This window comes from Haloarchaeobius marinus, assembly GCF_051207415.1.
Taxonomy (GTDB): domain Archaea; phylum Halobacteriota; class Halobacteria; order Halobacteriales; family Natrialbaceae; genus Haloarchaeobius.
The window spans coordinates 78,445-98,918 of sequence record NZ_JBPKGD010000002.1; the positions used below are offsets into that span (position 1 = coordinate 78,445).

Genomic DNA, 20,474 nt, shown 5'->3' on the forward strand with positions numbered 1-20,474 from the left:
TCTGGTACGCCACGCTACACGTTTCCCAGGGAGTATCTCAAACGGCCATTTGTCCTTCCTCCGTCTTTTTGTGGGTGGGGCGTCGCACACCGGTATGGACCGTCGCCAGTTCCTCGCACTCGCGGGCTCCGCTGCCGGCATCGGCGGCACCGGCGCCGCACTCAGCGGTGCCTCCGCCAGCGACGGGTTCGAAGAACCCTCCGTGGCCGACGCCGCCGGCGCGACGGACGACCCGTCGCCGGCGACCACCGTCCCGGCGGCCGAACTGGAGGTCTACTCGCGGGCGTCGGGAACCATCGAGACCCGGTTGCAGTTGCAGCGTTACGACGACCTGCGGACGGTCTACGACCGCACCCGGGCGCTCGACTACGGCGAGCGCGTCTTCCTCTCGGGCCGACTCGACTCCGGTACAGACTACCTGTTCGACCTGAGCGTCGACGACGTCCTGCTGATAGAGCGACCGGTGTACGCGGGCGAACGCGTCGTACTGGAGATCTCCGGCCCGAAGCCGTACACCGTCACCGTCGTCGAACACACCGACGTCTGAACGGAGCGACTGACGTCGCCCCGGTCAGCGTCGTCAGTCCGAGGCGTTGCGGTCCGCCCGCGACGGCGGCGGGTACTGTGGCCCGGTCGTCCCGGCCGGTTCGACGGGGTCCGGTCGCACGCAGCGCTCGGGTTCGTCGTTGACGTGTGCGTACCGTCTCGGTTCGTTCGCGAGCGGGTGCGCCGGGTTCTGGTCCGAGCAGATTCGGGCGGCGCGAACCTCGTCGAACCCCGACAGGCGCGCGCGGATGCCCCGCCAGTGGTTCTCGCTGGCGGGCGGGACGTCGAACGGCTCTGTCGGTCGCCAGTCGGGGTGGCGCGTGGCCAGCACGGCGTTGTTGACGTTCGCGGCGAGGTCGTCGTGGTCGACGAGGATGCCCACCCGTGCCGTGCGCGGCGCGCGTGCCGCGAGCACGTCGAGACCGAGGTGGAGTGCCCGATACTCGGCGACGTTGTTGTCGGGTGAGGAGTCGGCCGACGCGATTCGCGCGACGCGTGTCCCGTCACGCGTCTCGATGACTGCACCCAGTCCACCCTCGCCGGTCTCTCTGAACGACCCGTCTGTGGCGACGTAGAAATCTCGGTGGTGCGTTTCGGGTGGGTGCGCGATGTGCGGCGTCGGCGACTCGTCGAACAGATCCCGCAAGGCGGGACGGCCATGGGCGGCCATATCTACGGTAACGATGAGGCCGTTTATAAAATATACGGCGTTGTGAGATATTGTCACACGCGGAAAACAGCCGAAATCCCCGGAGTAGAAAGGATTGTTACCGTCGATATTCTCCCTGGTGACGTGAGCCGATACCGAAACGCCACGCTCTTTCTCGTCCTCGCTGCAGTGTGGGGCAGCGCGTTCATGGCGATCAAGGCCGGCGTGGAGTTCATCCCGCCCGTGCTGTTCGCCGCACTACGGTACGACATCGCCGGCGTCATCATGCTCGTCTACGCGGTCCTGGTCGTCGATGACTGGGTGCCACGGACGAGCGCCGGCTGGCTGGAGGTCGGTATCGGTGGCGTGTTCATGATCGCCGCGTACCACGCACTGCTGTTCGTCGGCGAGACCGGTCCCGTGAGCAGCGCCGCGGCGGCGGTGCTGGTCGCACTTTCGCCCATCTTGACGACGGCGTTCGCCCGCCTCCTGTTGCCCGACGAACCGGTGACGGCCGCGACGTGGCTGGGGATGATCCTCGCACTGGTCGGCGTCGTCGTCCTCGTGAACCCCGATCCGGACAACCTCCTGACCGAGGCCGTCGTCTCGAAACTCCTGGTGTTCGGTGCCGCCGCTGCGTTCGCCTTCGGGAGCGTCCTGACGCGCCGGGTCGACGGCGGACTCCCCATCGAGACGATGGAGGCCTGGTCGATGCTCGTCGGCGCGGCGCTGATGCACGCCGTGAGCGTCGCCATGCCGTCGGAGTCCATCGGGGCGATCGAGTGGACGACGACTGCCATCGCGTCGCTGGTCTACCTCGCCATCTTCGCCAGCGCGCTCGGCTTCCTGGTCTACTTCGACCTGCTGGACCGACTCGGCCCCGTCGAGATCAACATGGTCTCCTACGTCGCGCCCGTGTTCGCAGCACTCTCGGGCTTTCTCTTCCTTGGAGAACCAGTCACGGTCTCGACCGTCGTCGGGTTCCTCGTCATCTTCGCGGGGTTCGTCCTGGTGAAACACCGCGTCATCGCACAGGAGGTCGCGATTCTCGGGTCGCAGGGAACCGGCGATCAGGGTTCGTAGCGTTTCCCGACGACGAGTGCCCAGAGGTTACAGAGGAGCAACGTACAGAACGCCAGCGTCTTCGCGCCCGTGTCGAGGCCGGACGCGAGCAGCGCGACGGCCAGGAACGGGAGCGAGACGGCACCCCAGAACGCGACCATCCGGACCGATTCGGGCGCCGACCGCGAGACAAGGTCGAACGGTCGGGTTACGAACCGTTCCGTGAGGGAGGGACTCGACATCGTCGACAGAGGATTGCGTCTCCAGAACCTTATAACCAGCAGGGTTAGGAGTTGATTTCTGCCCGTTAGGGGGGAAATTACGACCATTTACCGACTCGCGCCGGAGTCGTGGTCGGCAACTGGCCGCATCTGCAGGATTCCACGTCGCGTGGCACCTGCTGTCCGGGAACGAACGACGGCGCAGAACGGACGACCGGGGCGGTTACTGGAAGCCGATGCGGCCGCCGGCACGGTCGCGACCGACGTCTGCCGTACCGCCCTTGAACTCGTCTTTCATCTGCTCGTAGTAGTCGAGGATGTCCTCGGTGATGGTCGGCCGGACGTTCTCCATGGCCTGCCGGAAGTGGCGCATGTCGACCGTCTCCGCGTCGTCGTCCTCGCGCAGGGACTCGATGGCCGCCTCGCGGGCGATGGACTCGAGGTCGGACCCGACGTAGCCGTCGGTCAACTCGGCGAGTTCGCGCAGGCTGACGTCGGGCGCCAGCGGCGTGTCCTGCGTGTGGATCTTCAGTATCTGCTCGCGTCCCTCGACGTCGGGCTGGCCGACCATGACCAGCCGGTCGAAGCGACCCGAGCGGATGAGCGCCGGGTCGATCATGTCCGGGCGGTTGGTCGCGCCGATGACCATCACGTCGCCCATCTCTTCGAGGCCGTCGAGTTCGGTCAGCAACTGGTTGACGACGCGCTCGGAGACGTTCGAGCCCATCTCGCCGCCCCGTCCGGGGGCGAGCGAGTCGAGTTCGTCGAAGAAGATGACCGTCGGGGCCACCTGGCGGGCCTTCCGGAACGTCTGTCGGATAGCCTTCTCGGACTCGCCGACCCACTTCGACAGCAGTTGCGGGCCACGGACGCTGATGAAGTTGGCGTTCGTCTCGTTGGCGACGGCCTTCGCCATCAGCGTCTTCCCGGTGCCCGGCGGGCCGTAGAGCAGGACCCCCTTCGGCGGGTCGATGCCCATCCGCTGGAACTTCTCGGGGTTGTTCAGCGGCCACTCGATGGACTCCTCGATGTTCTCCTTGGCCGCCTCCAGCCCGCCGACGTCGTCCCAGGATATCTTCGGGAGTTCGACGAGGACCTCGCGCATCGCGGACGGTTCGACCTCGGCGAGTGCGCCGCGGAAGTCCTCGCGCTTTACGATCATCCGGTCGATGAGGCTCGGCGGGATGTCCTCCTCGTCGAGGTCGATCTCGGGGAGGTAGCGTCGGAGCGCCTTCATCGCGGCCTCCTTCGTCAGCGACTCGATGTCGGCCCCGACGAAGCCGTGGGTCTCGTCGGCGAGTCGGTTGAGGTTGACGTCGTCGGAGAGGGGCATGCCACGCGTGTGGATCTGGAGGATCTCCTCGCGGCCGGACTCGTCGGGCACGCCGATCTCGATCTCGCGGTCGAAGCGGCCGGGACGGCGGAGGGCGGGGTCGACCGAATCGACGCGGTTGGTCGCCGCGATGACGATGACCTGCCCCCGGGCTTCGAGGCCGTCCATCATCGTCAGGAGCTGGGCGACGACGCGGCGTTCGACCTCGCCGGTCACGTCCTCGCGCTTCGGTGCGATGGAGTCGAGTTCGTCGATGAAGATGATGGAGGGGGACTCCTCGCTCGCGTCCTCGAATATCTCCCTGAGTTGCTGTTCGGACTCGCCGTAGTACTTGGAGATGATCTCGGGGCCGGCGATAGAGAAGAAACTCGCCGAAGTCTCGTTGGCGACGGCCTTCGCGAGCAGCGTCTTGCCCGTCCCCGGCGGACCGTGCAGGAGCACGCCCTGTGGCGGCTCGATGCCGAGCTTCTTGAATATCTGGGGATGTTTCATCGGCAACTCGACCATCTCGCGGACGCGCTGGATCTCGCCCTGCAGGCCGCCGATGTCCTCGTACGTGATGCCGCCGCCGGTCTTCTCGAAGCCGGATATCGGCTCCTCGCGCAGTTCGACCTCGGTGTCCTCGGTGATGAGGACGACGCCCTCGGGCTGGGTCTCGACTGCGATGAGCGGGATGGCCTGGCCGGGCGAGCGCATGAACGGGTGGTTCGTGCTCGACATGACCGGCACGATGTCGCGCTCGACGACCGGACGCTTCAGTATCTGGCGCTTGACCATACCCGCCGCGTCGGAGCCGAACTGCACCGACGCCTCCTCGGGCGGGGCCAGCACGAGTTTGTCGGCCTTCGTCGCCTCGGCTTTCCGGATGGTCACGCGCTCACCGATGCCCACGTCGGCGTTCTGGCGGGTGAACCCGTCGATGCGTACCGTGTCTGTGTTCCAGTCCTGTCGGTCCGCGCGCCACACCTTGGCCGCCGTGGTGTCTGCGCCCTCTATCTTGATGATGTCGCCCGGGCTCAGCTTCAGATGCAAGAGCGTGTCCGGGTCGAGTCTGGCGATTCCGCGTCCCGAGTCGTTCGGGTACGCCTTGGCCACCTCCAGTTGAACTTCGTTCATGATTCAGGCTACGGGGATGGTTCTGTCTGAGGTTCGCGGCCCGATATGTCTTTTGCTACTGCGACCCATCGGGCCGGTGTCACCTGTCCAATGCCCCGTGATAACACTCCTACTTGGTGCCGAACAGTACTAAGTCCTACCGGGTTGACTGCCGGTTTCGCCGTGGTCGGCACCGCGGCCCGGACGCGACGACCGGCCGCTGGCGACCGTTCGTATCAGATATATTCACAATGTGTCGAGGGTTGCGTTCGCGTTACGTCCGTATCGCCGTCAGTTGGTCCGGCCCGCCGTCGAGGTGCCGACGACGAGTTCCAGACCGGTACCGTTTCAACCCGTTTCCCGGCGCGTCGGCCATCGTCTCCGGTCCGCCGCCAGATACCCACATTCGAGGACGACAGACAGCATCGCAGGCGGGACCGACTCCTACCTTAGTCTATTTTAACACTCCTTAGTCCTATATACAGCTCACCAGCTAACCTTATATCCGATGCCGTAGTTCGTTCGAACAGCGATGACCACCACAGACAGCGACACGCGCGCCACGGACGAGGACCGGCCCACGGACAGTATCTACGACCATCACCCGTTCAACTTCGGCATCTGGCGGCACACCGACCCCGTCGACGACGCCAACGCCGACGCCGAGGCGGCCGAGGCTACGTCGACCGAGGGAGAACGGCCGGTCGTCACCGACGGTGGGGTCGCCGCCACCACCGTCTGTCCGTCGTGCTCGGGCGAACTGGTCAACGTCCAGGGCGTGCCGGCCTGCTCCGACTGCACCTGGACGGCACGCTGAGACGGACCGCGAACGAGGGCGAAGCGGGGGTCGTGGTGGTCCCCCGGTAGACGAGCGCAGCGATGGCAGGCACTTCTCCGTCACGGACGTCGTCGGTCGAGAGCGCTGTGGCCACCTCCTGCCGTCGGTTCGTCACTCGTCGTCCTCGTCCCGGTGTTCTGCCAGGGCTTCGTCGATGGTCAACTCGCCGGTCGCGACCCGGCGGGCGAGCACCTCGTCGATTGCGCGGTTCTCGGCCGACTGCTCGCGCGAGCGGTCCTTGATGACCTGTATCTCGCCGGCCGTCGGTTCGACGTCCCGTTGTTCGACCACCTCGCCCTCGATGCGGGCGATGTTCACCGCCGCGAGCACGTCGCCCATGCCCCGTGCGCCCGTCCCGAGGTACGGCGTCGTCCCCGTCTCGTCGACGAGTTCGACGTGCACGTCGTCGAGTTCGTTCACGATGGCCGCCCCGTCGAGGCGTGCGCCGTCGCCGACCCTGACGATGGGGTCGGCCGTGTCGGCCACCTCGCGCTCGATGACGCCGACGGCCTGGTCGAGGGGCACCTGGAACGCGGCGACTATCGTCTCGCCGGCGAGCACCGCGATGCCGGGCTTTCGACCGGGGTCGACGCCGACTATCGTCCGGCCCTCGCCGCCCCGGAGCAGCGCGAGCGCCTCGTCGACCGCCCGTCTGGCCTCGTCCGGGGCGGCCCTGACGACCTTCACGCCGACCATGTCCGCGTCGTCGACCGGTATCTCCTCGTCCGCCCCGACGACGAGGACGTCCGTCTTCTCGGGGAGCTGGTCACCCGGTTCGACGGTAGTGAATGTCACGCCACGGTCGCGCAGTTCGTTGACGACGCCGTGGTACAGCTCGAAGTCCTCGGTCGCGACGACTATCACCTGCGTACGTTTCGGCCGGTCGGGCTTAAGCTTCCGTTCCGTGAGCTTTTACCCTGAGCCGACTGACAGGCGAGTGTGAACGAGCAGATACCCATCGGCTACGACCCGCTCGACGACCTGCTGGGCGGCGGGTTCGAGCGCGGCACCGTCTCGCAGGTGTACGGGCCACCGGCGGCCGGGAAGACGAACGTCGCGCTCGTGACCGCCGTCGAGGCGGCGGCCCGCGGTGGGACCGTCGTCTACGTCGACACCGAGGGGCTCTCGCTCGACCGCTTCGAACAGGTCGCGAGCGCCCGCGCCGACCGGTCCGACGAGAGCATCGGCGACATCACGGACCGCATCGTCGTCGAGGAGGCGCTCGACTTCGCGGAACAGGAGGAGGCCGTCCGCGACGTGGAGGGGTTCGCCGAGCAGGCCGACCTCGTCGTCGTCGACTCCGCGACCGGGTTCTACCGGCTCGAACGTGGCGAGGACTCGACGGGCGGCGACGCCCTCCGGAAGGTGGGACGACAGGTCACCCACCTGCTGTCGCTGGCTCGTCGACACGACTTCGCCGTCCTGCTGACCAACCAGGTGTTCTCGGACCCCGACAGCGACCGGATCCGTGCGCTCGGCGGGAACACGCTGGAGCACTGGATGGGGACCGTGGTCCGAATCGACCGGTTCCGCGGCGGGAACCGCCGTGCGACGCTGGAGAAACACCGTGCGAAAGCCGCAGGAGAGTCGGTGCAGTTCAAGATAACCGACGCCGGCATCGCGGCGGCCGAGGTCTGACGACGGGGAGTGCGACCCCGAGGTCACGAGGAGTTCGTCGCCTCTAGAGTTCGTTGAGCTTGCGAGCCAGTTGCCCACGGTACTGCTCGTCGGACCGGTAGTTCTTCATCTCCAGGACGTTCCGTTCGAGCTTGTCGAGGGCGACGCGGAAGGCGCTCTCTGCGCCGTAGCCCTCGCCGGAGCCGGCGACCTGCCCGTTCGAGGTGCGCACCCGTATCTGGCAGTAGATGAGCGGCGTGCCACGGAGTTTCTCCTTGTGCTCCTGGAAGCGGACGTGGACGTGCATCACCTGCATCTTCTGGTACTTGTCGAGCACCTCCGTCAGCGACTGGCGGATGTCATCGCGGGAGATGGTGTCCAGGAGCGCGATGTTCGTGATCTGGACGTCCATGTGGTCCTCCTCGGTGAACGTCAGCGCCCGAAGCACGTCGGTCTTCGTCAGGACGCCGACGACCTGCGAGTCGTCCCCGTCGTCGACGACGACCAGGCCGCCGAGGTCGTTCTCCAGCATCCGGTCGACGGCCTCCTCGACGGACTCGTCGACGGTCGTCGTCCGTACCGGACTGCTCATGAAGTCGTTGACCGGGATGTCGAGGATGCGGTCCCGGTCGCCGACGCGTTCGCCCGTGGTCGCCTTGCTCATCCCCCGGACGACCACGTCCGCGACGTCGTGCGTGGTCACGACGCCGGTCAGCGTGCCCTCGTCGTCCAGCACCGGCAGGCGGGAGATGCCGTGTTCGCGAAGGAGATTGACGACCGTCCCGAGGCCGTCGCCGTCGCCGACGGTCACGGGGTCGTCCGAGTATATCTGCTCGACCGTGAGCGCGTCGAGGTTGTCCAGGACGGCGCCGAGAATCGCGTCGGCGGTGACGATTCCCCAGAGAGCGTCACCCTCGAACACCGGCGCGACCTTCACGCCCCCCTCGACGAGGACCCGCGCGGTCTCGCGGACGTCCTCGTGCCGGTTCACCTTCGGTGCAGGGGCGTTCCTGCTCGGCTTCACCAGCGCCGCGACCTTCGCGTCGTCCTCGACGTGCGACTGGATCAGTTCCCGTTCGGAGATGACCGCCTCGTACTCGCCGTCGCGCACGACGATGATCCCCTTCGGGTTGTCCTGCTCGAACAGCGAGCGCACCTTCCCCAGCCTCGTCTCCACGTCGACCTCGATGTACTCCTCGGTCGCGATATCAGAAATATTCATACTACGCGTATGGGTTACTCTCGCGCTGGTCTTGAAGATACCGCCGGGTACGGGCGTGAAGACTTTGGGTTCCGGGACGAACCGTCTCTCATGCTCCCAGACATCACCGTCCTCGGGCCGTGGACGTACCTCGCCACCGAGGTCCTGTTCGGGTCCATCGCCGCCGGTTTGCTCTGGCGTGCCGACGCGTTCGCACGGGCGGGAACGACCATCGCCGTCCTCTACCCCGTCGCGTACGTCTGGGACTGGTACACGCTCACCGTCGGCGTCTTCGAGATACCCATGCGGACCGGCGTCTCCCTGCTGGGAATCCCCGTCGAGGAGCACGTCTTCATGGTCGTCGTTCCAGCGCTCGTCCTCGGCGTCCACGAGAACGTCCACCGTGACCTGGAACGGTCGTCCTGACCGTCGCTTCTCCCGTGGCCCGCACCGACCGAAACCGCGTCGCTTTAGCCGTCCCTCGGTCAGGAACCGGTATGGACGCCCTCGAACGTTCGGTCCACGAGGCCCCGATACTCGACGAGGACGGGTACCGATACCTCGTCCACCCCATCAGCAACGGCATCCCGACGCTCGACCCCCACCTCGTCCGGGAGGTCGTCGACGGCGTCTGTCGCGTCGCCGACCTCGCCGACGCCGACGTCATCGTCACGCCGGTCACGATGGGCGTCCACGTCGCGACGGCCGTCTCGCTCGTCTCGGACATCCCACTCGTCGTCATCCGGGACCGCGAGTACGGGTTCGACGACGAGTACGGGTTCGACGCGGGCGAGGACAGACTCTACCTCAACGACGTCGCCCCCGGCGACGACGTGCTCGTGCTGGACGACCTCACGAACACCGGCGCGTTCGTCGCGGCCATCACGGAGGCGCTGGCGGACGTGGGTGCGAACGTCGTCGACGTGGTGACGGTCATCCGTCGCACCGAGTCCGAACCGGTCCCGATGGACCACGAGGTCAAGAGCCTGCTCGACGTGCGCGTCACGGCGGACGGCGTCGAGGTCGTCGACTGAGACCGGCCCCGAACGAACCTTTCTTTGCGCCGACTCACGACGCCTCGACCATGAAGACTGCACTCGTCATCCTCGACGGCTGGGGCCTGAACGACGACCCCGGCGACCACAGGGACGCGGTCGCGGCGGCGCACACGCCGGTCTTCGACCGCCTCCGCCGCACCGGCGCCTACGGTCGCCTCTCGGTGACGGGCCGGCGCGTGGGCCTGCCCCAGGGTCAGATGGGCAACTCCGAGGTCGGCCACCTGAACATCGGTGCGGGCCGGGTCGTCATGCAGGAGTACACCCGTATCGAGGACGCCATCGCCCGGTGGCGGGGCGACCCAGACGCACCCGAGGACGACGCCGACGGGTCGTTCGACGAGAACGAGGCCATCGCGTCGGCGTTCGAGCACGCGGACGCGAACGGCGGTCGGGTCCACCTGCTGGGCCTGGTCAGCGATGGAGGGGTCCACTCCGCACAGGAGCACCTGCACGCGCTGGTCGAACTGGCGGCCGAGCGCGAGGTCCCGGCGGTGACCCACGCGTTCACCGACGGCCGGGACACGCCACCGAAGTCGGGTGCGGGCTACCTCGCCGACCTGCAGTCGGTCGTCGCGGAGTACGGCACGGGCGACGTGGCGACGGTGGTCGGTCGCTACTACGCGATGGACCGCGACCGGAACTGGGAGCGAACCCGGGCGGCCTACGACGCCATCGTCGACCGCGAGGCCCCCCACCACGCCGAGACGGCGGTCGACGCGGTCGAGGCGAGTTACGAGCGGGGTGACACGGACGAGTTCGTCGAGGCGACCACCGTCGGTGACCACGCCGGCGTCGAGGACGGCGACGCCCTCCTCTTCTTCAACTTCCGGTCGGACCGCGCCCGGCAACTGACGCGGCTGCTCGCCGACATCGAACCCGAGGACGAACAGGTCGAGGACTGGCCTGACCCGCCGTCGACGCGGGTCGTCACGATGACGGAGTACGACAGGACGTTCGGCCTGCCGGTGGCGTTCGAACCGCGACAGCCGGAGGACACCCTGGGCGAGGTGCTGTCGGAGGCGGGTTCGACACAGCTCAGGATCGCGGAGTCGGAGAAGTACGCCCACGTCACCTACTTCCTCAACGGCGGGCGGGAGGTGGAGTTCGAGGGCGAGTCCCGGGAGATCGTCGAGAGTCCGGACGTACCGACGTACGACGAGACGCCGGAGATGAGCGCCGAGGCGGTCACGGACACCGCCATCCGGCACATCGAGCGCGAGGACCCCGACGTGCTGGTGCTGAACTACGCCAACCCGGACATGGTCGGGCACACCGGCGACTACCGTGCTGCCGTCGAGGCGGTCGAGACCGTGGACACGCAACTCGGGCGACTGCTCGAGGCCGTCCGTGCCGCCGGTGGCCACGCGCTGGTGACGGCCGACCACGGCAACGCCGACGACATGGGGACGCCGGAGAATCCACACACGGCCCACACGTACAACGACGTGCCGTTCGTCTACGTCAGTCCCCGGAACGACGACGGCGGAAAACGGGTCCGCGAGGGCGGGTCGCTCTGCGACGTGGCACCGACGCTCCTCGCGCTGGCCGGCGTGTCGAAACCGGCGGCGATGACCGGCGAGAACCTGCTCGTCGGCGAGTGAGGTGGTGCCGGGTCGGTCCCGGCTCAGGTCGACGTGAACGTCTCCTCTCGCGCGTGCAGTTCGTCGGGAACGAGACGCAGGAACTCGAACGTTATCTCGCCGGGCGGCGACCCGAACATGTCGACGAGGGGGATGTCGACCCGGTCCAGCCCCGCCAGACTCTCGGACGCGATGTCCTCCTGCTCGATGTTCTGGAGGCGACCACTCGCCACGACGCTTCGCCAGCGTCTGTCCTCGTCGTCCTGCTCGATGTCCACGTTGTCTGGCTGGCCACCTGGACTCCGCCCACCGGGATTACCGTGTCCGCTGTGGGAGTAGGTCACGAACGTGACGGCTCGACCGTCGAGTTCCTCCTTCGACCACTGCTCTCCGACGGCGAGTCGGAAGTAGAAGGTCTCCTCGACCGGGTCGTAGCCGTAGGACACTGGTATCGTGTGCGGCGGCGTGTCCCCGGCGGTCGCCAGCGAGATGACGCCGGTCCCGCCGTTCCCGAGGAAGGTATCTCGGTCACCCGATGCCATCGCTACGGTGCTGTCCTCTTCCATACGTCGTACGACGGTGCGTGCAGTGATAAATTGGGGCGCGGATTCTGTCAATCGTACTGACACGAACCGGGTCGTGTGGCCCGGTTCCGTCCTCAATCTGCCTCGTTCGTCTCCGCCCCGGGGACGACGTCCCACGTGACGCCGCCGGCCGCGACGGCAGCCAGCGACGCCAGCACGACGCCGCCACCGGCGAGCGCGAGGTACGGCGAGCGGTCCGCGACCGCACCGAGAGCCACGCCGAAGGGGATGGCGACCATCGAGTTCACCATCGACACGCCGGAGAGCGTCGTCGCCCGGCCGGCCGTCTCGACCCGGTCGTTGACGTACTGGTTGGCCAGCGTCTCCGTCGGCGTGCGCACGACCCGTATCAGCACGAACGCCGGCAGAGCGACGACCGGGACGACCCAGACGGCGGCGAGTGCGACGCCCAGCAGCGCCGGTGCGAGCGTGACCCAGCGCTCGAACCCGACCGTCTCGCGGAGCCACGAGGCCCGGTCGCTGGCGGCCGCGGCGAGGAGCGTGAACCCCGCGTAGAGCCAGCCGAGGCCCACCTCGGGCACGCCGAGGTCCACCGCCACCGGCTGGGTCAACCGGGCCGTCGCGCTGGCGACGGCGACGACCACCGCGACCCACAGGACGACCCCGCGCAACTCGACCGAGAGCAGGCGCTCGCGCAGGACCGGGATGGCCTCGGCGGCGGACAACCGGTCGTCGCCGGTCACGTCGACCCGGGGCATCGTCGCCAGGACGACGACGCCGACGACCCAGAGCACCCCGGTGACGAAGAAGGGGTAGCGCAGGTCGACCGAACCCAGGTAGCCGCCGCCGACCGCCGCCACCGCACCGGAGACGAGCGTCAGCGACTGTCCCCGTCCACGGACGTGGGCGAAGGCGTCGTCCGCATCGTCCCGGTCGAGCGTCTCGTACAACCACGCGTCGGTACTCCCCGACTGGAGCGTCGACCCCAGCGCCCAGAGCAGGTAGATGCCCGCGAGCGCGCCGAACGTCGTGGACAGTCCCATCCCGACCACCGCGAGCGCCCGGAGCGCGTTGCCGACGACGAGGCTGTTCCGCCAGCCCATCCGGTCGCCGACGTACCCCGTCGGGATCTCGCCCGCCGTGAGCCCGACCCACCAGATGGCGTCGAGGAGCATTATCTCGGTGTAGCTGAGGTCCTGCGCCCGCAGGAACAGCACCCATATCGGGATGGTCAGGCCGGCAGTCGCGGTCAGCTTGTAGAGGTAGTACGAGCGCACCGGACCGGCGAGGAGGGACGGGCGTTGCACGGTCCAGATTCGTCGGAGACGGGACAAAGGCGTTCCCTGAATCGATATTTTGTAGAGGGGGTGATACGTGAGGCGAGGCACCGACCCTGTCACCGTCGCAGGACGACGAGGTGTGGATTGCGGACGGCCCGACGAGACCATGTCACACGAAACCAGTAACCATGGATATGCTGTAGCAGGTCGAATGTCTCCCTATGGGACGCGAATACAAACTCAACGAACTCGACAGTCTCCTCTCCGAGCTGGAGTACCCTGTCGCCCGCGAGGACGCGGTCGCCGCGTGCGACGACGTGACGCTCCTGCTCGCGGACGGGCGAGAGAACCTCGGAGGGACCCTCGCCCGGTCGAACGACGACGCGTTCGACTCGGCCGAGGAACTGAAGAGCGAGGTGTTGAACCTGCTCCCCCGCCGTGCCGTCGGCGAACCGTATCAGTCCGAAGGCGAAGGATAGTCGGGGGCTGACGGGCTCTGGGACGTCGAGGACGACCCGTCTCAGTCGCCGGTCCGGAACGAGTAGTCCAGGCTCCCCGCCGAGTGGGTGAGACTCCCCATCGAGACGACGTCGACCCCCGTCGTCGCGTAGTCGGCGACGGTGTCGAGCGTGATGCCGCCCGACGCCTCGGCGAGCACGCCGTCGGGGAGCAGGTCGACGGCCTCGGCCGTCGTCTCGGGCGACATGTTGTCCAGCAGGACGACGTCGGCCCCCGCGTCGGCGGCGCGGGGTGCGTCCCCGGGCGTCTCCACCTCGACCTCGACCTTCGTCGCGAAGGAGACGCGCTCGCGGAAGTGCGCGACGGCGGCCTCCAGTCCCAGTTCCTCGACGTGGTTGTCTTTCACCATGACCATGTGCGAGAGGTCGAGGCGGTGGGTGTCGCCGCCGCCGGCGACGACGGCCCGCTTCTCGATGCCACGCAGGCCGGGCGTCGTCTTCCGGGTTGCGGCGACGCGCACGTCGTCGGTGACGGCCCGGACGGCGTCGACGGCCCGGCGGGTCCGGGTCGCGACGCCCGAGGCGTGGCCGGCGACGTTCACGGCCACGCGCTCGCCACGGAGCACGTCCCGCGCTGCCCCGGCGACCCGGAGCACGACGTCGCCGGTCTCGACCCGCGTCCCGTCGTCGAGCGTCTCGGTCACGTCGACGTCGAGGTACTCGAAGACGCGCGTGGCGGCGTCGGTGCCGGCGACGACGCCGGCCTCCGTCGCGACGAGGCGACCGGTCGTCTCCCCCGGCACGTCGTTCGTCACGTCGTGGTGGCCGACGTCCTCGCGGAGCCACGACTCGACGGTGCTGTCGTGTATCATCAGTCGTCCGCCGGGGCGGTCTCGGCCGCCTCGACGTAGTGACAGCCGACGCTCTCGTCGTTCTCGGCGGCGGCCCGCGCGACCAGCAGCGCGGTCACGCTGGCGTGCCGGAGTTCGTACAGGTCGCGTGCGGTCCGGGTGCGGACGTAGGCGTCGACCTCGCCCTTCAGTCGCCGGAGGACGGCCTGGGCGCGCCCGAGGTCCGAGGGCGACCGCCGAAGGCCGACGTACTCGTCCATCACGCGCTGGAGGCGGCGGAACTTCTCGGCGGCGAAGCGCGGGGGCAGGTCCGGGTCCCGTGCGAGCAGGTCCGGCGTCTCCACCGGTTCGGGGTCGACCCCGGCGGCGTCCGCCCCGGCCCGCAGGCCCCAGACCAGTCCTTCGAGCAGGCTGGTCGAGGCGAGGCGGTTCGCACCGTGGACGCCGGTCCGGGCGCACTCGCCGACGGCGTAGAGTCGGTCGAGGCTGGTCCGTCCCTCGTGGTCGACGTCGATGCCGCCACAGAGGAAGTGCTCGCAGGGGGCGACGGGGATGCCGGTCGCCCAGTCGACGTCCCGTTCCTCGCACTTCGCGGCGAGGTCCGGGAAGGCATCGTCGAACGGGTCGTCGAGCGTGGTCACGTCGAGCGTGACGCCGCCGGTGGCGTCGATCTCGTCCTGCACCGCCCGGGCGACCACGTCGCGGGGAGCGAGTTCGGCGTCCTCATGGTAGTCGGGCATGAAGCGCTTGCCGTCGGCGTTGTAGAGCAGTCCGCCCTCGCCCCGGATGGCCTCGGAGAGCAGGAACGAGTCGTCGTCCCCCGCCGTTTCGCCGCTCCGGTCCGAGTCGCGCCGTGTCTCGCTACCCGCGAACGCCGTCGGGTGGAACTGCACGAACTCCATGTCGGCGACGTCGGCGCCGGCGAGCGCGGCCATGCCGATGCCGTCGCCGGTCGACCCGGCCGGGTTCGTGCTCCGGCCGTAGCAGTCGCCGATGCCGCCGGTTGCCAGGACCGTCGTCCCGGCGAAGACCGGCGCGCCGGTCTCGGCCCTGGGTGGGACGCCAGCGCCGGACGACGCGTCGGCGGGGTCGCGGTCGAGCATCGCGCCGTGGACGCGCCCCTCGTGGGTGACGAGTTCGAGCGCGGCGGTGTCCTCCAGTACCTCGACGGACGGGTGCTCGTCGAGGTGACGCAGGAACGGCCGGAGGATGTGCCGGCCCGTCGAGGCGTCGACGTGCAGGATGCGTTCCTCGGAGTGGGCGGCCTCGCGGGTGAAGTCGAACGCGTCGGTCTCCGGGTCGACGTCGAACTCGACGCCGAGCGTGTCGACCAGCACGTCCGAGACGGCGTCGTCCGCGTTCTCGACGAGCACGTCGACGGCCGCCTCGTCGGCGGTGCCGGCGCTGGCGTCGAGGATGTCGCGCCGGAACGTCGCAGGGTCGGTCCCGGTGGTCGAGATGCCACCCTGTGCCCAGTCGGAGGCGGCGTCTTCTGGACGCTCTGCCTTGGTGACGACGAGGACCTCGGCACCCTCCCGGGCCGCGCCGAGGGCGGCCGCACAGCCTGCGATGCCGGTTCCGACGACGAGGACGTCGGTGGTCCGCGTGGTTCGCGACTCGTCGTCGCTCGCGTTCGAGGTGCGTGCCATCCCGTCACACCTCCAGCATCCGGTCGAGTGCGACCTTCGCGAGTTCCTTCTCCTCCGGTGCGACCTCGATGACGTTGCGCTCGCGCCCGGCGACCAGTTCCTCCAGCACCCACGTCAGGTAGTTCGGGTCGATCTGGCGCATCGCGTTGCAGTCCATGCAGGCGTCGCCACAGAGCGGGACGACGTTCACGTCGGGGTGCCAGCGCGAGAGGTGGTTCGTGAGGTGAATCTCGGTTCCGACGGCCCACGTCTCGCCCGGGTCCGCGTCGGCGACGGTCCGGGTGATGGTCGCCGTCGACCCGGCCACGTCGGCCGCCTCGACGACCTCGCGGCGACACTCGGGGTGGACGATGACGTTCGCGTCCTCGTACCGTTCGCGCACCTGCTCGACGTGGTCGACGCGGAACCGTTCGTGGACCTGGCAGTAGCCGTCCCACAGGACGATGTCTGCCTCGGCGGCCGCCTCGGCGTCCTTCCCCTCGGGGTCCCACGGGTCCCACTCGGCGACGCTGTCCGCCATCCCGAGTCGGTGTGTCGTGTTCTCGCCGAGGTGCTTGTCTGGCAGGAACAGCACCTTGTCGCCGCGCTCGAAGGCCCACTCGAACGCACGGTGGGCGTTCGACGACGTACAGACCAGGCCGCCCTGCTCGGCGCAGAACGCCTTCAGGTCGGCGTAGCTGTTCATGTAGGTGATGGGAACGATGTCCGCGTCGGGTGCCGCCGCCGTGATCTCCTCCCAGGCGGCGTCGACCTGCAGGGCCTCGGCCATCCCGGCCATCGGGCACGACGCCTCCATCGAGGGGAGGACGACCGTCTGGTCGTCGCCGGTGATGATGTCCGCGGACTCGGCCATGAACGTCACGCCGCCGAAGACGACGTACTTCGCGTCCGCGTTCGCGGCCTCCTTGCTCAACTGGTAGGAGTCGCCGACGAAGTCGGCGTGTTCGACTATCTCCCGTCGCTGGTAGTTGTGACCGAGGACGACGACGTCGTCGCCGAGTTCTGCCCTCGCCGCCTCGATGCGGTCGGTTCGTTCGTCTTCGTCGAGGTCGCGGTACTCGGGCGGGAGCTGTTCGAGGTTGTCGTACTTGAACAGGCTCAGTTCCGTCTCGAAGTCCGCGGTTTCCATTGCTGGCACGTCTGGAGCACCTGTGGTTCTCTACACGTCGGAGTACCACATTGAAGAAATTTTCTCTTCAATCCTCGGCACCGAGTGACTACTTCCCCTGATAGTGGTGTCAGAGAGCAATCTTCTGCTCAGTCTGGGAGATACAGAGGCACTCCGTATCCGGTAGTGGCGTCCGTACAGTCGCAGGATTCGACGGCAGCGTCGCCCCCGGCGACGGCCTCCCCCGCGCCGACTGCCGAAGCGGGAACCTACATTAGCCTGCATCCCTCGATTTGGCACGTGACCGCGCTCTCTCGCGCCGACTTCGCCGACGGGTTCCGGACCGTCCTCCCCGCGCTCCCCGCCAACGTCCCGTTCGGCCTCGTCGTCGGCGTCGCGGCCGTGAACCTCGGGCTCCACCCCGTGACCGCCGTCTGGTCGGCCGCGCTCCTGTTCGCTGGCGCCGCCCAGTTGGCGATGATCGAGTTGCTCGCCCGCGACGCACCCGTCGTCGTCGCCGTCTTCACGGCCATCGTCGTCAACCTGCGGTACGCGATGTACAGCGCCAGCATCGCGCCGTACTTCGAGTCGCTCTCGCGGGCCTGGCGACTGGTCGTCTCCTTCTTCCTCCTCGACGTGACGTACGCGCTCTCGCTGCCGACGTTCCGGTCGGACGCCGCGGTCGACCGGCGGTCGTACTACCTCGGCGTCGCGGTGCCCCTGTGGACCGTCTGGACCGGTTCCGTCGCCGCCGGGGCGTCCCTCGGCACCGAACTCCCGCAGGGGTGGCACCTCGAGTTCGCCATCCCGCTCCTCTTTCTCGCACTGCTGGTCCCGAACGTCAGGGACCGCGGGGGCCTCGTGGCGGCCGTCGTCGGCGGCGTCGGCGCCGTGGCGGGCCTCGGCGTCCCCTACGACCTCGGCCTGGTCGTCGCGGCCGTCGTCGGCGTCGGCCTCGGACTGGCCGTCGACCCGGACGGCGACTCGGCCGACGACGAGACGACGGCGGAGGTGGACGGGTGACCTCGACGGCGGTCCTCTGGGGCGCGTTCGTCGCGGCCGCCGTCGGGACCTACCTGCTCCGCATCTCGTTCGTCATGCTGTTCCAGCACGTCGACGAGGTACCGGCCCGCGTCGAGCGCGCACTCGAACTCGTCCCCGCGGCGGCGCTGGCGGCGCTGGTCCTGCCGGCGCTCGCTGCCCCCGACGGGACCGTGTCCCTCGAGGCCCCGAGACTGCTCGCGGGCGGCGTCGCCGCCGCCGTGGCCTGGCGGACGGAGAGCATGACGTGGACGCTGGTGGTCGGGATGGGGGCGCTGTGGCTGTTGCTGGCCATCTGAGGACCGTTCGGCGTCGTTCGTTCAGGACTGGCTGGCGTCGCCGATCAGGTCACTGGCCCGGTCCGACCCGTCGCCCCCGGTCCCGTCGTCGGTCGTCGCGCCCTCGAAGCCGTCGAGGAACGCGCTGAACTGCACGAGCGTCCCCCCTGAGACGATGGTGACCAGCATCGCGACGGCATCCGGGAAGGGTAGTGACTCGGGGACGAACGCCGCCGCCAGCAACAGCAGCGCGAAGAGCCGGACGAACGACCGCCAGAATCCGTCCTGTTGGGGGAACTGGCCGGCGTAGTGGGCGACGTAGTACGAGGATCCGCCGACGCCGACCGCCATCGCGGTGAGCACGTCGAGGGAGACGTGCGTGTACGAGGTAGCGATGGTAGCAGCGACGAGACCTAGGGCGATGCCGAACGCGAGGGCGACGGGTCGGCGTTCGCGGAGGACGGTGCGGACCATGTCAGACGTATCAGTACCTCGTCGTTTAGTCGTTCCGATGGGTCGGGTCTCAGTCGGCGTCGTACACCACCTCGCCGTCGACGAGCGTCGTCGTCACCTCGACGTCCTGCAGGTCCTCCGGGTCGACCGCCCACGGAGAGTCTTCTAGCACCACGAGGTCCGCCTTCTTGCCCAGCTCGACGGTCCCCAGTCGGTCCTCGTCGAACGCGGCGTACGCGCCGCCGAGGGTGTACGCCCGGAGCGCCTCGGTGACGGTGAGTCGCTGGTGGTCGCTCGGGGCGGTCACCGCGTGACAGACGCCGAGCATGGGGTCCATCGGCATCACGTCGCTGGAGAACGCGAGGTGGACCCCGGCGTCGAGCAGGTCACGGTAACGGTTCGACCGGCGTCGTCGCTCCTCGCCGAGGCGCTGGTCGTACAGGCCGCCCGCCTGGGCCCACTGGAGGAAGTTCGGCTGGCAGGAGGCGACGACGCCCGACTCGGCGAAGCGCTCGACGTGCTCGTCGGTGGCGAGTTCGACGTGTTCGACGCGGTGGCGGGCCGCACCGGGGTTCGCGGTCGCCTCCTCGAACGCGGACAGCGTCTCCTCGACCGCCTCGTCGCCGATGGCGTGGACGGTCAGTTGCAGGCCGGCCTCGTCCGCCTCGGTCGCGATATGGCGGAGTTCTTCCGGGTCTACCACCCACGTCCCCGTCTCGTCGGGCGCGTCGGCGTAGGGTTCGGAGAGCTTCGCGGTCCGGCCGCCGAAGCTCCCGTCGGTGAACGACTTGATGCCACCGACCGCGACGAACTCGCTCCCGTGATTGGTGCGCAGGCCCGCCTCACGCACCGCGTCCAGGTGGTCGCTCCAGTAGTTGATTCGGACCCTGAGGTCGAGTTCGTCCGCGAGGTCGAGGTCGCGGTAGACCCGGGGCGCGTGGCTCTCGCGCACCATGTCGTGGACGCAGGTGACGCCGAGTCGGTGTGCGACGTCCCGGGCAGCCATCAGGAGGTCCCGCGTCTCTGCCGGGTCGGGGTCGATGGCGTCCCAGACGGGTTCGACGGCGTCCTCGACGACGACGCCGGTCGGGTCGCCGTCCTCGGTCCGGACGTCCTCGGCGGGCAACTCGTCGCGCAGGCGCTCCAGCGCCACGGAGTTGAGCGCCGCCGTGTGCATGTCCACCCGGACGGCGGCGACGGGACGGTCGTCGCTCACCCGGTCCAGGTCCTCGCGGGTGAGATAGCGCGCGTCGTCCCAGTCGGATTCGTCCCAGCCGAACCCCAGCAGCCACTCGCCCCCGTCGCGGGCGTCGGCGGCGAGCGTCTCCACCGCCTCGGCCGGCGACCCGACCCCGGTCAGGTCGGCGTGGACCTGGTACTGGCCGAGCTGTTGCATGTGGGTGTGTGCGTCGACGAACCCGGGGAGGACGACCCGGCCCTCGCAGTCGAGGACGTCCGTGTCGACGCCGACGAGGAAGTCGACCTCGTAGGCGCTCCCGAGACGGACTACCTCGCCGTCCCGGATAGCGACCGCCTCGTACGTCTCGTCTGGGTCGGTGAGCGTGTGGACCTCCGCGTTCGTCAGGACGCGGTCGGCTGCTGTCGTCATGT

The 20,474-nt window shown here is 68.5% G+C and carries 22 protein-coding genes; 10 read left to right on the forward strand and 12 right to left on the reverse strand.

Going from position 1 to position 20,474, the window contains the following annotated elements; genetic code table 11:
• Nucleotides 1-94 precede the first annotated feature (94 nt).
• Nucleotides 95-547: a hypothetical protein gene (locus ACSC1W_RS06405; RefSeq protein WP_435346106.1), complete on the forward strand. Its 453-nt coding sequence runs from the start codon at nt 95-97 to the stop codon at nt 545-547.
• 33 nt (nt 548-580) lie between these two features.
• Here ACSC1W_RS06405 and ACSC1W_RS06410 read toward each other — a convergent pair whose 3' ends face one another.
• The gene (locus tag ACSC1W_RS06410) at nt 581-1,216 is read right to left on the reverse strand and encodes a reverse transcriptase-like protein (protein WP_435346107.1); all 636 of its coding nucleotides are present in this window, start codon (nt 1,214-1,216) and stop codon (nt 581-583) included.
• A 123-nt stretch (nt 1,217-1,339) separates the two neighbouring features.
• Here ACSC1W_RS06410 and ACSC1W_RS06415 point away from each other — a divergent pair, with 123 nt between their 5' ends.
• Entirely contained in the window at nt 1,340-2,278 is a 939-nt protein-coding gene (locus tag ACSC1W_RS06415; RefSeq protein ID WP_435346108.1) for a DMT family transporter, read from the forward strand.
• On the opposite strand, the gene ACSC1W_RS06420 is transcribed toward ACSC1W_RS06415, so the two are convergent.
• Both ACSC1W_RS06420 and ACSC1W_RS06425 read right to left on the reverse strand, forming a co-directional pair.
• Nucleotides 2,266-2,499 (reverse strand): DUF8028 family protein, encoded by a 234-nt coding sequence (locus ACSC1W_RS06420; RefSeq protein WP_435346109.1) that lies wholly within the window; start codon nt 2,497-2,499, stop codon nt 2,266-2,268. The two genes, ACSC1W_RS06415 and ACSC1W_RS06420, sit on opposite strands and share 13 nt — an antisense overlap.
• A gap of 202 nt (nt 2,500-2,701) precedes the next feature.
• Complete coding sequence (locus ACSC1W_RS06425) at nt 2,702-4,927, reverse strand: CDC48 family AAA ATPase (RefSeq protein WP_435346110.1); 2,226 nt, start codon at nt 4,925-4,927, stop codon at nt 2,702-2,704.
• A gap of 511 nt (nt 4,928-5,438) precedes the next feature.
• Here ACSC1W_RS06425 and ACSC1W_RS06430 point away from each other — a divergent pair.
• On the forward strand, nt 5,439-5,723 hold the full coding sequence (locus tag ACSC1W_RS06430; protein ID WP_435346111.1) for a hypothetical protein: 285 nt from the start codon (nt 5,439-5,441) through the stop codon (nt 5,721-5,723).
• A gap of 132 nt (nt 5,724-5,855) precedes the next feature.
• Here ACSC1W_RS06430 and ACSC1W_RS06435 read toward each other — a convergent pair whose 3' ends face one another.
• Entirely contained in the window at nt 5,856-6,608 is a 753-nt protein-coding gene (locus ACSC1W_RS06435; protein ID WP_435346112.1) for a hypothetical protein, read from the reverse strand.
• A 75-nt stretch (nt 6,609-6,683) separates the two neighbouring features.
• Here ACSC1W_RS06435 and radB point away from each other — a divergent pair, with 75 nt between their 5' ends.
• Nucleotides 6,684-7,382 (forward strand): DNA repair and recombination protein RadB, encoded by a 699-nt coding sequence (gene radB / locus ACSC1W_RS06440; protein WP_435346113.1) that lies wholly within the window; start codon nt 6,684-6,686, stop codon nt 7,380-7,382.
• Nucleotides 7,383-7,425: 43 nt separating this feature from the next.
• Here the strand turns inward: radB and ACSC1W_RS06445 are convergent, their stop codons facing one another.
• Nucleotides 7,426-8,583, reverse strand: coding sequence for a CBS domain-containing protein (locus tag ACSC1W_RS06445; protein ID WP_435346114.1), 1,158 nt, complete (start codon nt 8,581-8,583; stop codon nt 7,426-7,428).
• A gap of 90 nt (nt 8,584-8,673) precedes the next feature.
• Here ACSC1W_RS06445 and ACSC1W_RS06450 point away from each other — a divergent pair, with 90 nt between their 5' ends.
• The 3 genes from ACSC1W_RS06450 (at nt 8,674) to gpmI (ending at nt 11,221) form a co-directional block, all read left to right on the forward strand.
• Nucleotides 8,674-8,988 (forward strand): lycopene cyclase domain-containing protein, encoded by a 315-nt coding sequence (locus ACSC1W_RS06450; RefSeq protein WP_435346115.1) that lies wholly within the window; start codon nt 8,674-8,676, stop codon nt 8,986-8,988.
• Nucleotides 8,989-9,059: 71 nt separating this feature from the next.
• A complete protein-coding gene (locus ACSC1W_RS06455; protein ID WP_435346116.1) occupies nt 9,060-9,596 on the forward strand; it encodes an adenine phosphoribosyltransferase in 537 nt (178 codons plus the stop codon).
• A 50-nt stretch (nt 9,597-9,646) separates the two neighbouring features.
• Nucleotides 9,647-11,221: a 2,3-bisphosphoglycerate-independent phosphoglycerate mutase gene (gpmI, locus tag ACSC1W_RS06460; RefSeq protein ID WP_435346117.1), complete on the forward strand. Its 1,575-nt coding sequence runs from the start codon at nt 9,647-9,649 to the stop codon at nt 11,219-11,221.
• A gap of 23 nt (nt 11,222-11,244) precedes the next feature.
• Here the strand turns inward: gpmI and ACSC1W_RS06465 are convergent, their stop codons facing one another.
• Both ACSC1W_RS06465 and ACSC1W_RS06470 read right to left on the reverse strand, forming a co-directional pair.
• Nucleotides 11,245-11,766, reverse strand: a complete 522-nt coding sequence (locus ACSC1W_RS06465; protein WP_435346118.1) for a pyridoxamine 5'-phosphate oxidase family protein — start codon at nt 11,764-11,766, stop codon at nt 11,245-11,247.
• A 92-nt stretch (nt 11,767-11,858) separates the two neighbouring features.
• Entirely contained in the window at nt 11,859-13,052 is a 1,194-nt protein-coding gene (locus ACSC1W_RS06470) for an MFS transporter (protein ID WP_435346119.1), read from the reverse strand.
• A 194-nt stretch (nt 13,053-13,246) separates the two neighbouring features.
• Here ACSC1W_RS06470 and ACSC1W_RS06475 point away from each other — a divergent pair, with 194 nt between their 5' ends.
• Nucleotides 13,247-13,504, forward strand: a complete 258-nt coding sequence (locus ACSC1W_RS06475) for a DUF5789 family protein (RefSeq protein WP_435346120.1) — start codon at nt 13,247-13,249, stop codon at nt 13,502-13,504.
• A gap of 41 nt (nt 13,505-13,545) precedes the next feature.
• On the opposite strand, the gene nadC is transcribed toward ACSC1W_RS06475, so the two are convergent.
• The 3 genes from nadC to nadA are packed head-to-tail and all read right to left on the reverse strand — an operon-like array spanning nt 13,546 to nt 17,112.
• On the reverse strand, nt 13,546-14,355 hold the full coding sequence (nadC, locus tag ACSC1W_RS06480; protein WP_435346121.1) for a carboxylating nicotinate-nucleotide diphosphorylase: 810 nt from the start codon (nt 14,353-14,355) through the stop codon (nt 13,546-13,548).
• The gene (locus ACSC1W_RS06485) at nt 14,355-15,983 is read right to left on the reverse strand and encodes an L-aspartate oxidase (RefSeq protein ID WP_435346122.1); all 1,629 of its coding nucleotides are present in this window, start codon (nt 15,981-15,983) and stop codon (nt 14,355-14,357) included. Before ACSC1W_RS06485 ends, nadC begins: the two co-directional genes overlap by 1 nt.
• A 4-nt stretch (nt 15,984-15,987) precedes the next feature.
• On the reverse strand, nt 15,988-17,112 hold the full coding sequence (gene nadA / locus ACSC1W_RS06490; RefSeq protein WP_435346123.1) for a quinolinate synthase NadA: 1,125 nt from the start codon (nt 17,110-17,112) through the stop codon (nt 15,988-15,990).
• A 279-nt stretch (nt 17,113-17,391) separates the two neighbouring features.
• Here nadA and ACSC1W_RS06495 point away from each other — a divergent pair, with 279 nt between their 5' ends.
• On the forward strand, nt 17,392-18,114 hold the full coding sequence (locus tag ACSC1W_RS06495) for an AzlC family ABC transporter permease (protein ID WP_435346124.1): 723 nt from the start codon (nt 17,392-17,394) through the stop codon (nt 18,112-18,114).
• Nucleotides 18,111-18,431: an AzlD domain-containing protein gene (locus ACSC1W_RS06500; RefSeq protein WP_435346125.1), complete on the forward strand. Its 321-nt coding sequence runs from the start codon at nt 18,111-18,113 to the stop codon at nt 18,429-18,431. Before ACSC1W_RS06495 ends, ACSC1W_RS06500 begins: the two co-directional genes overlap by 4 nt.
• Before the next feature lie 21 nt (nt 18,432-18,452).
• Here the strand turns inward: ACSC1W_RS06500 and ACSC1W_RS06505 are convergent, their stop codons facing one another.
• On the reverse strand, nt 18,453-18,884 hold the full coding sequence (locus tag ACSC1W_RS06505) for a hypothetical protein (RefSeq protein ID WP_435346126.1): 432 nt from the start codon (nt 18,882-18,884) through the stop codon (nt 18,453-18,455).
• A 49-nt stretch (nt 18,885-18,933) separates the two neighbouring features.
• Nucleotides 18,934-20,472 carry an amidohydrolase gene (locus ACSC1W_RS06510; RefSeq protein ID WP_435346127.1) on the reverse strand — a complete coding sequence of 513 codons (1,539 nt, stop codon included), beginning with the start codon at nt 20,470-20,472 and terminating at the stop codon, nt 18,934-18,936.
• Nucleotides 20,473-20,474: the final 2 nt, after the last annotated feature.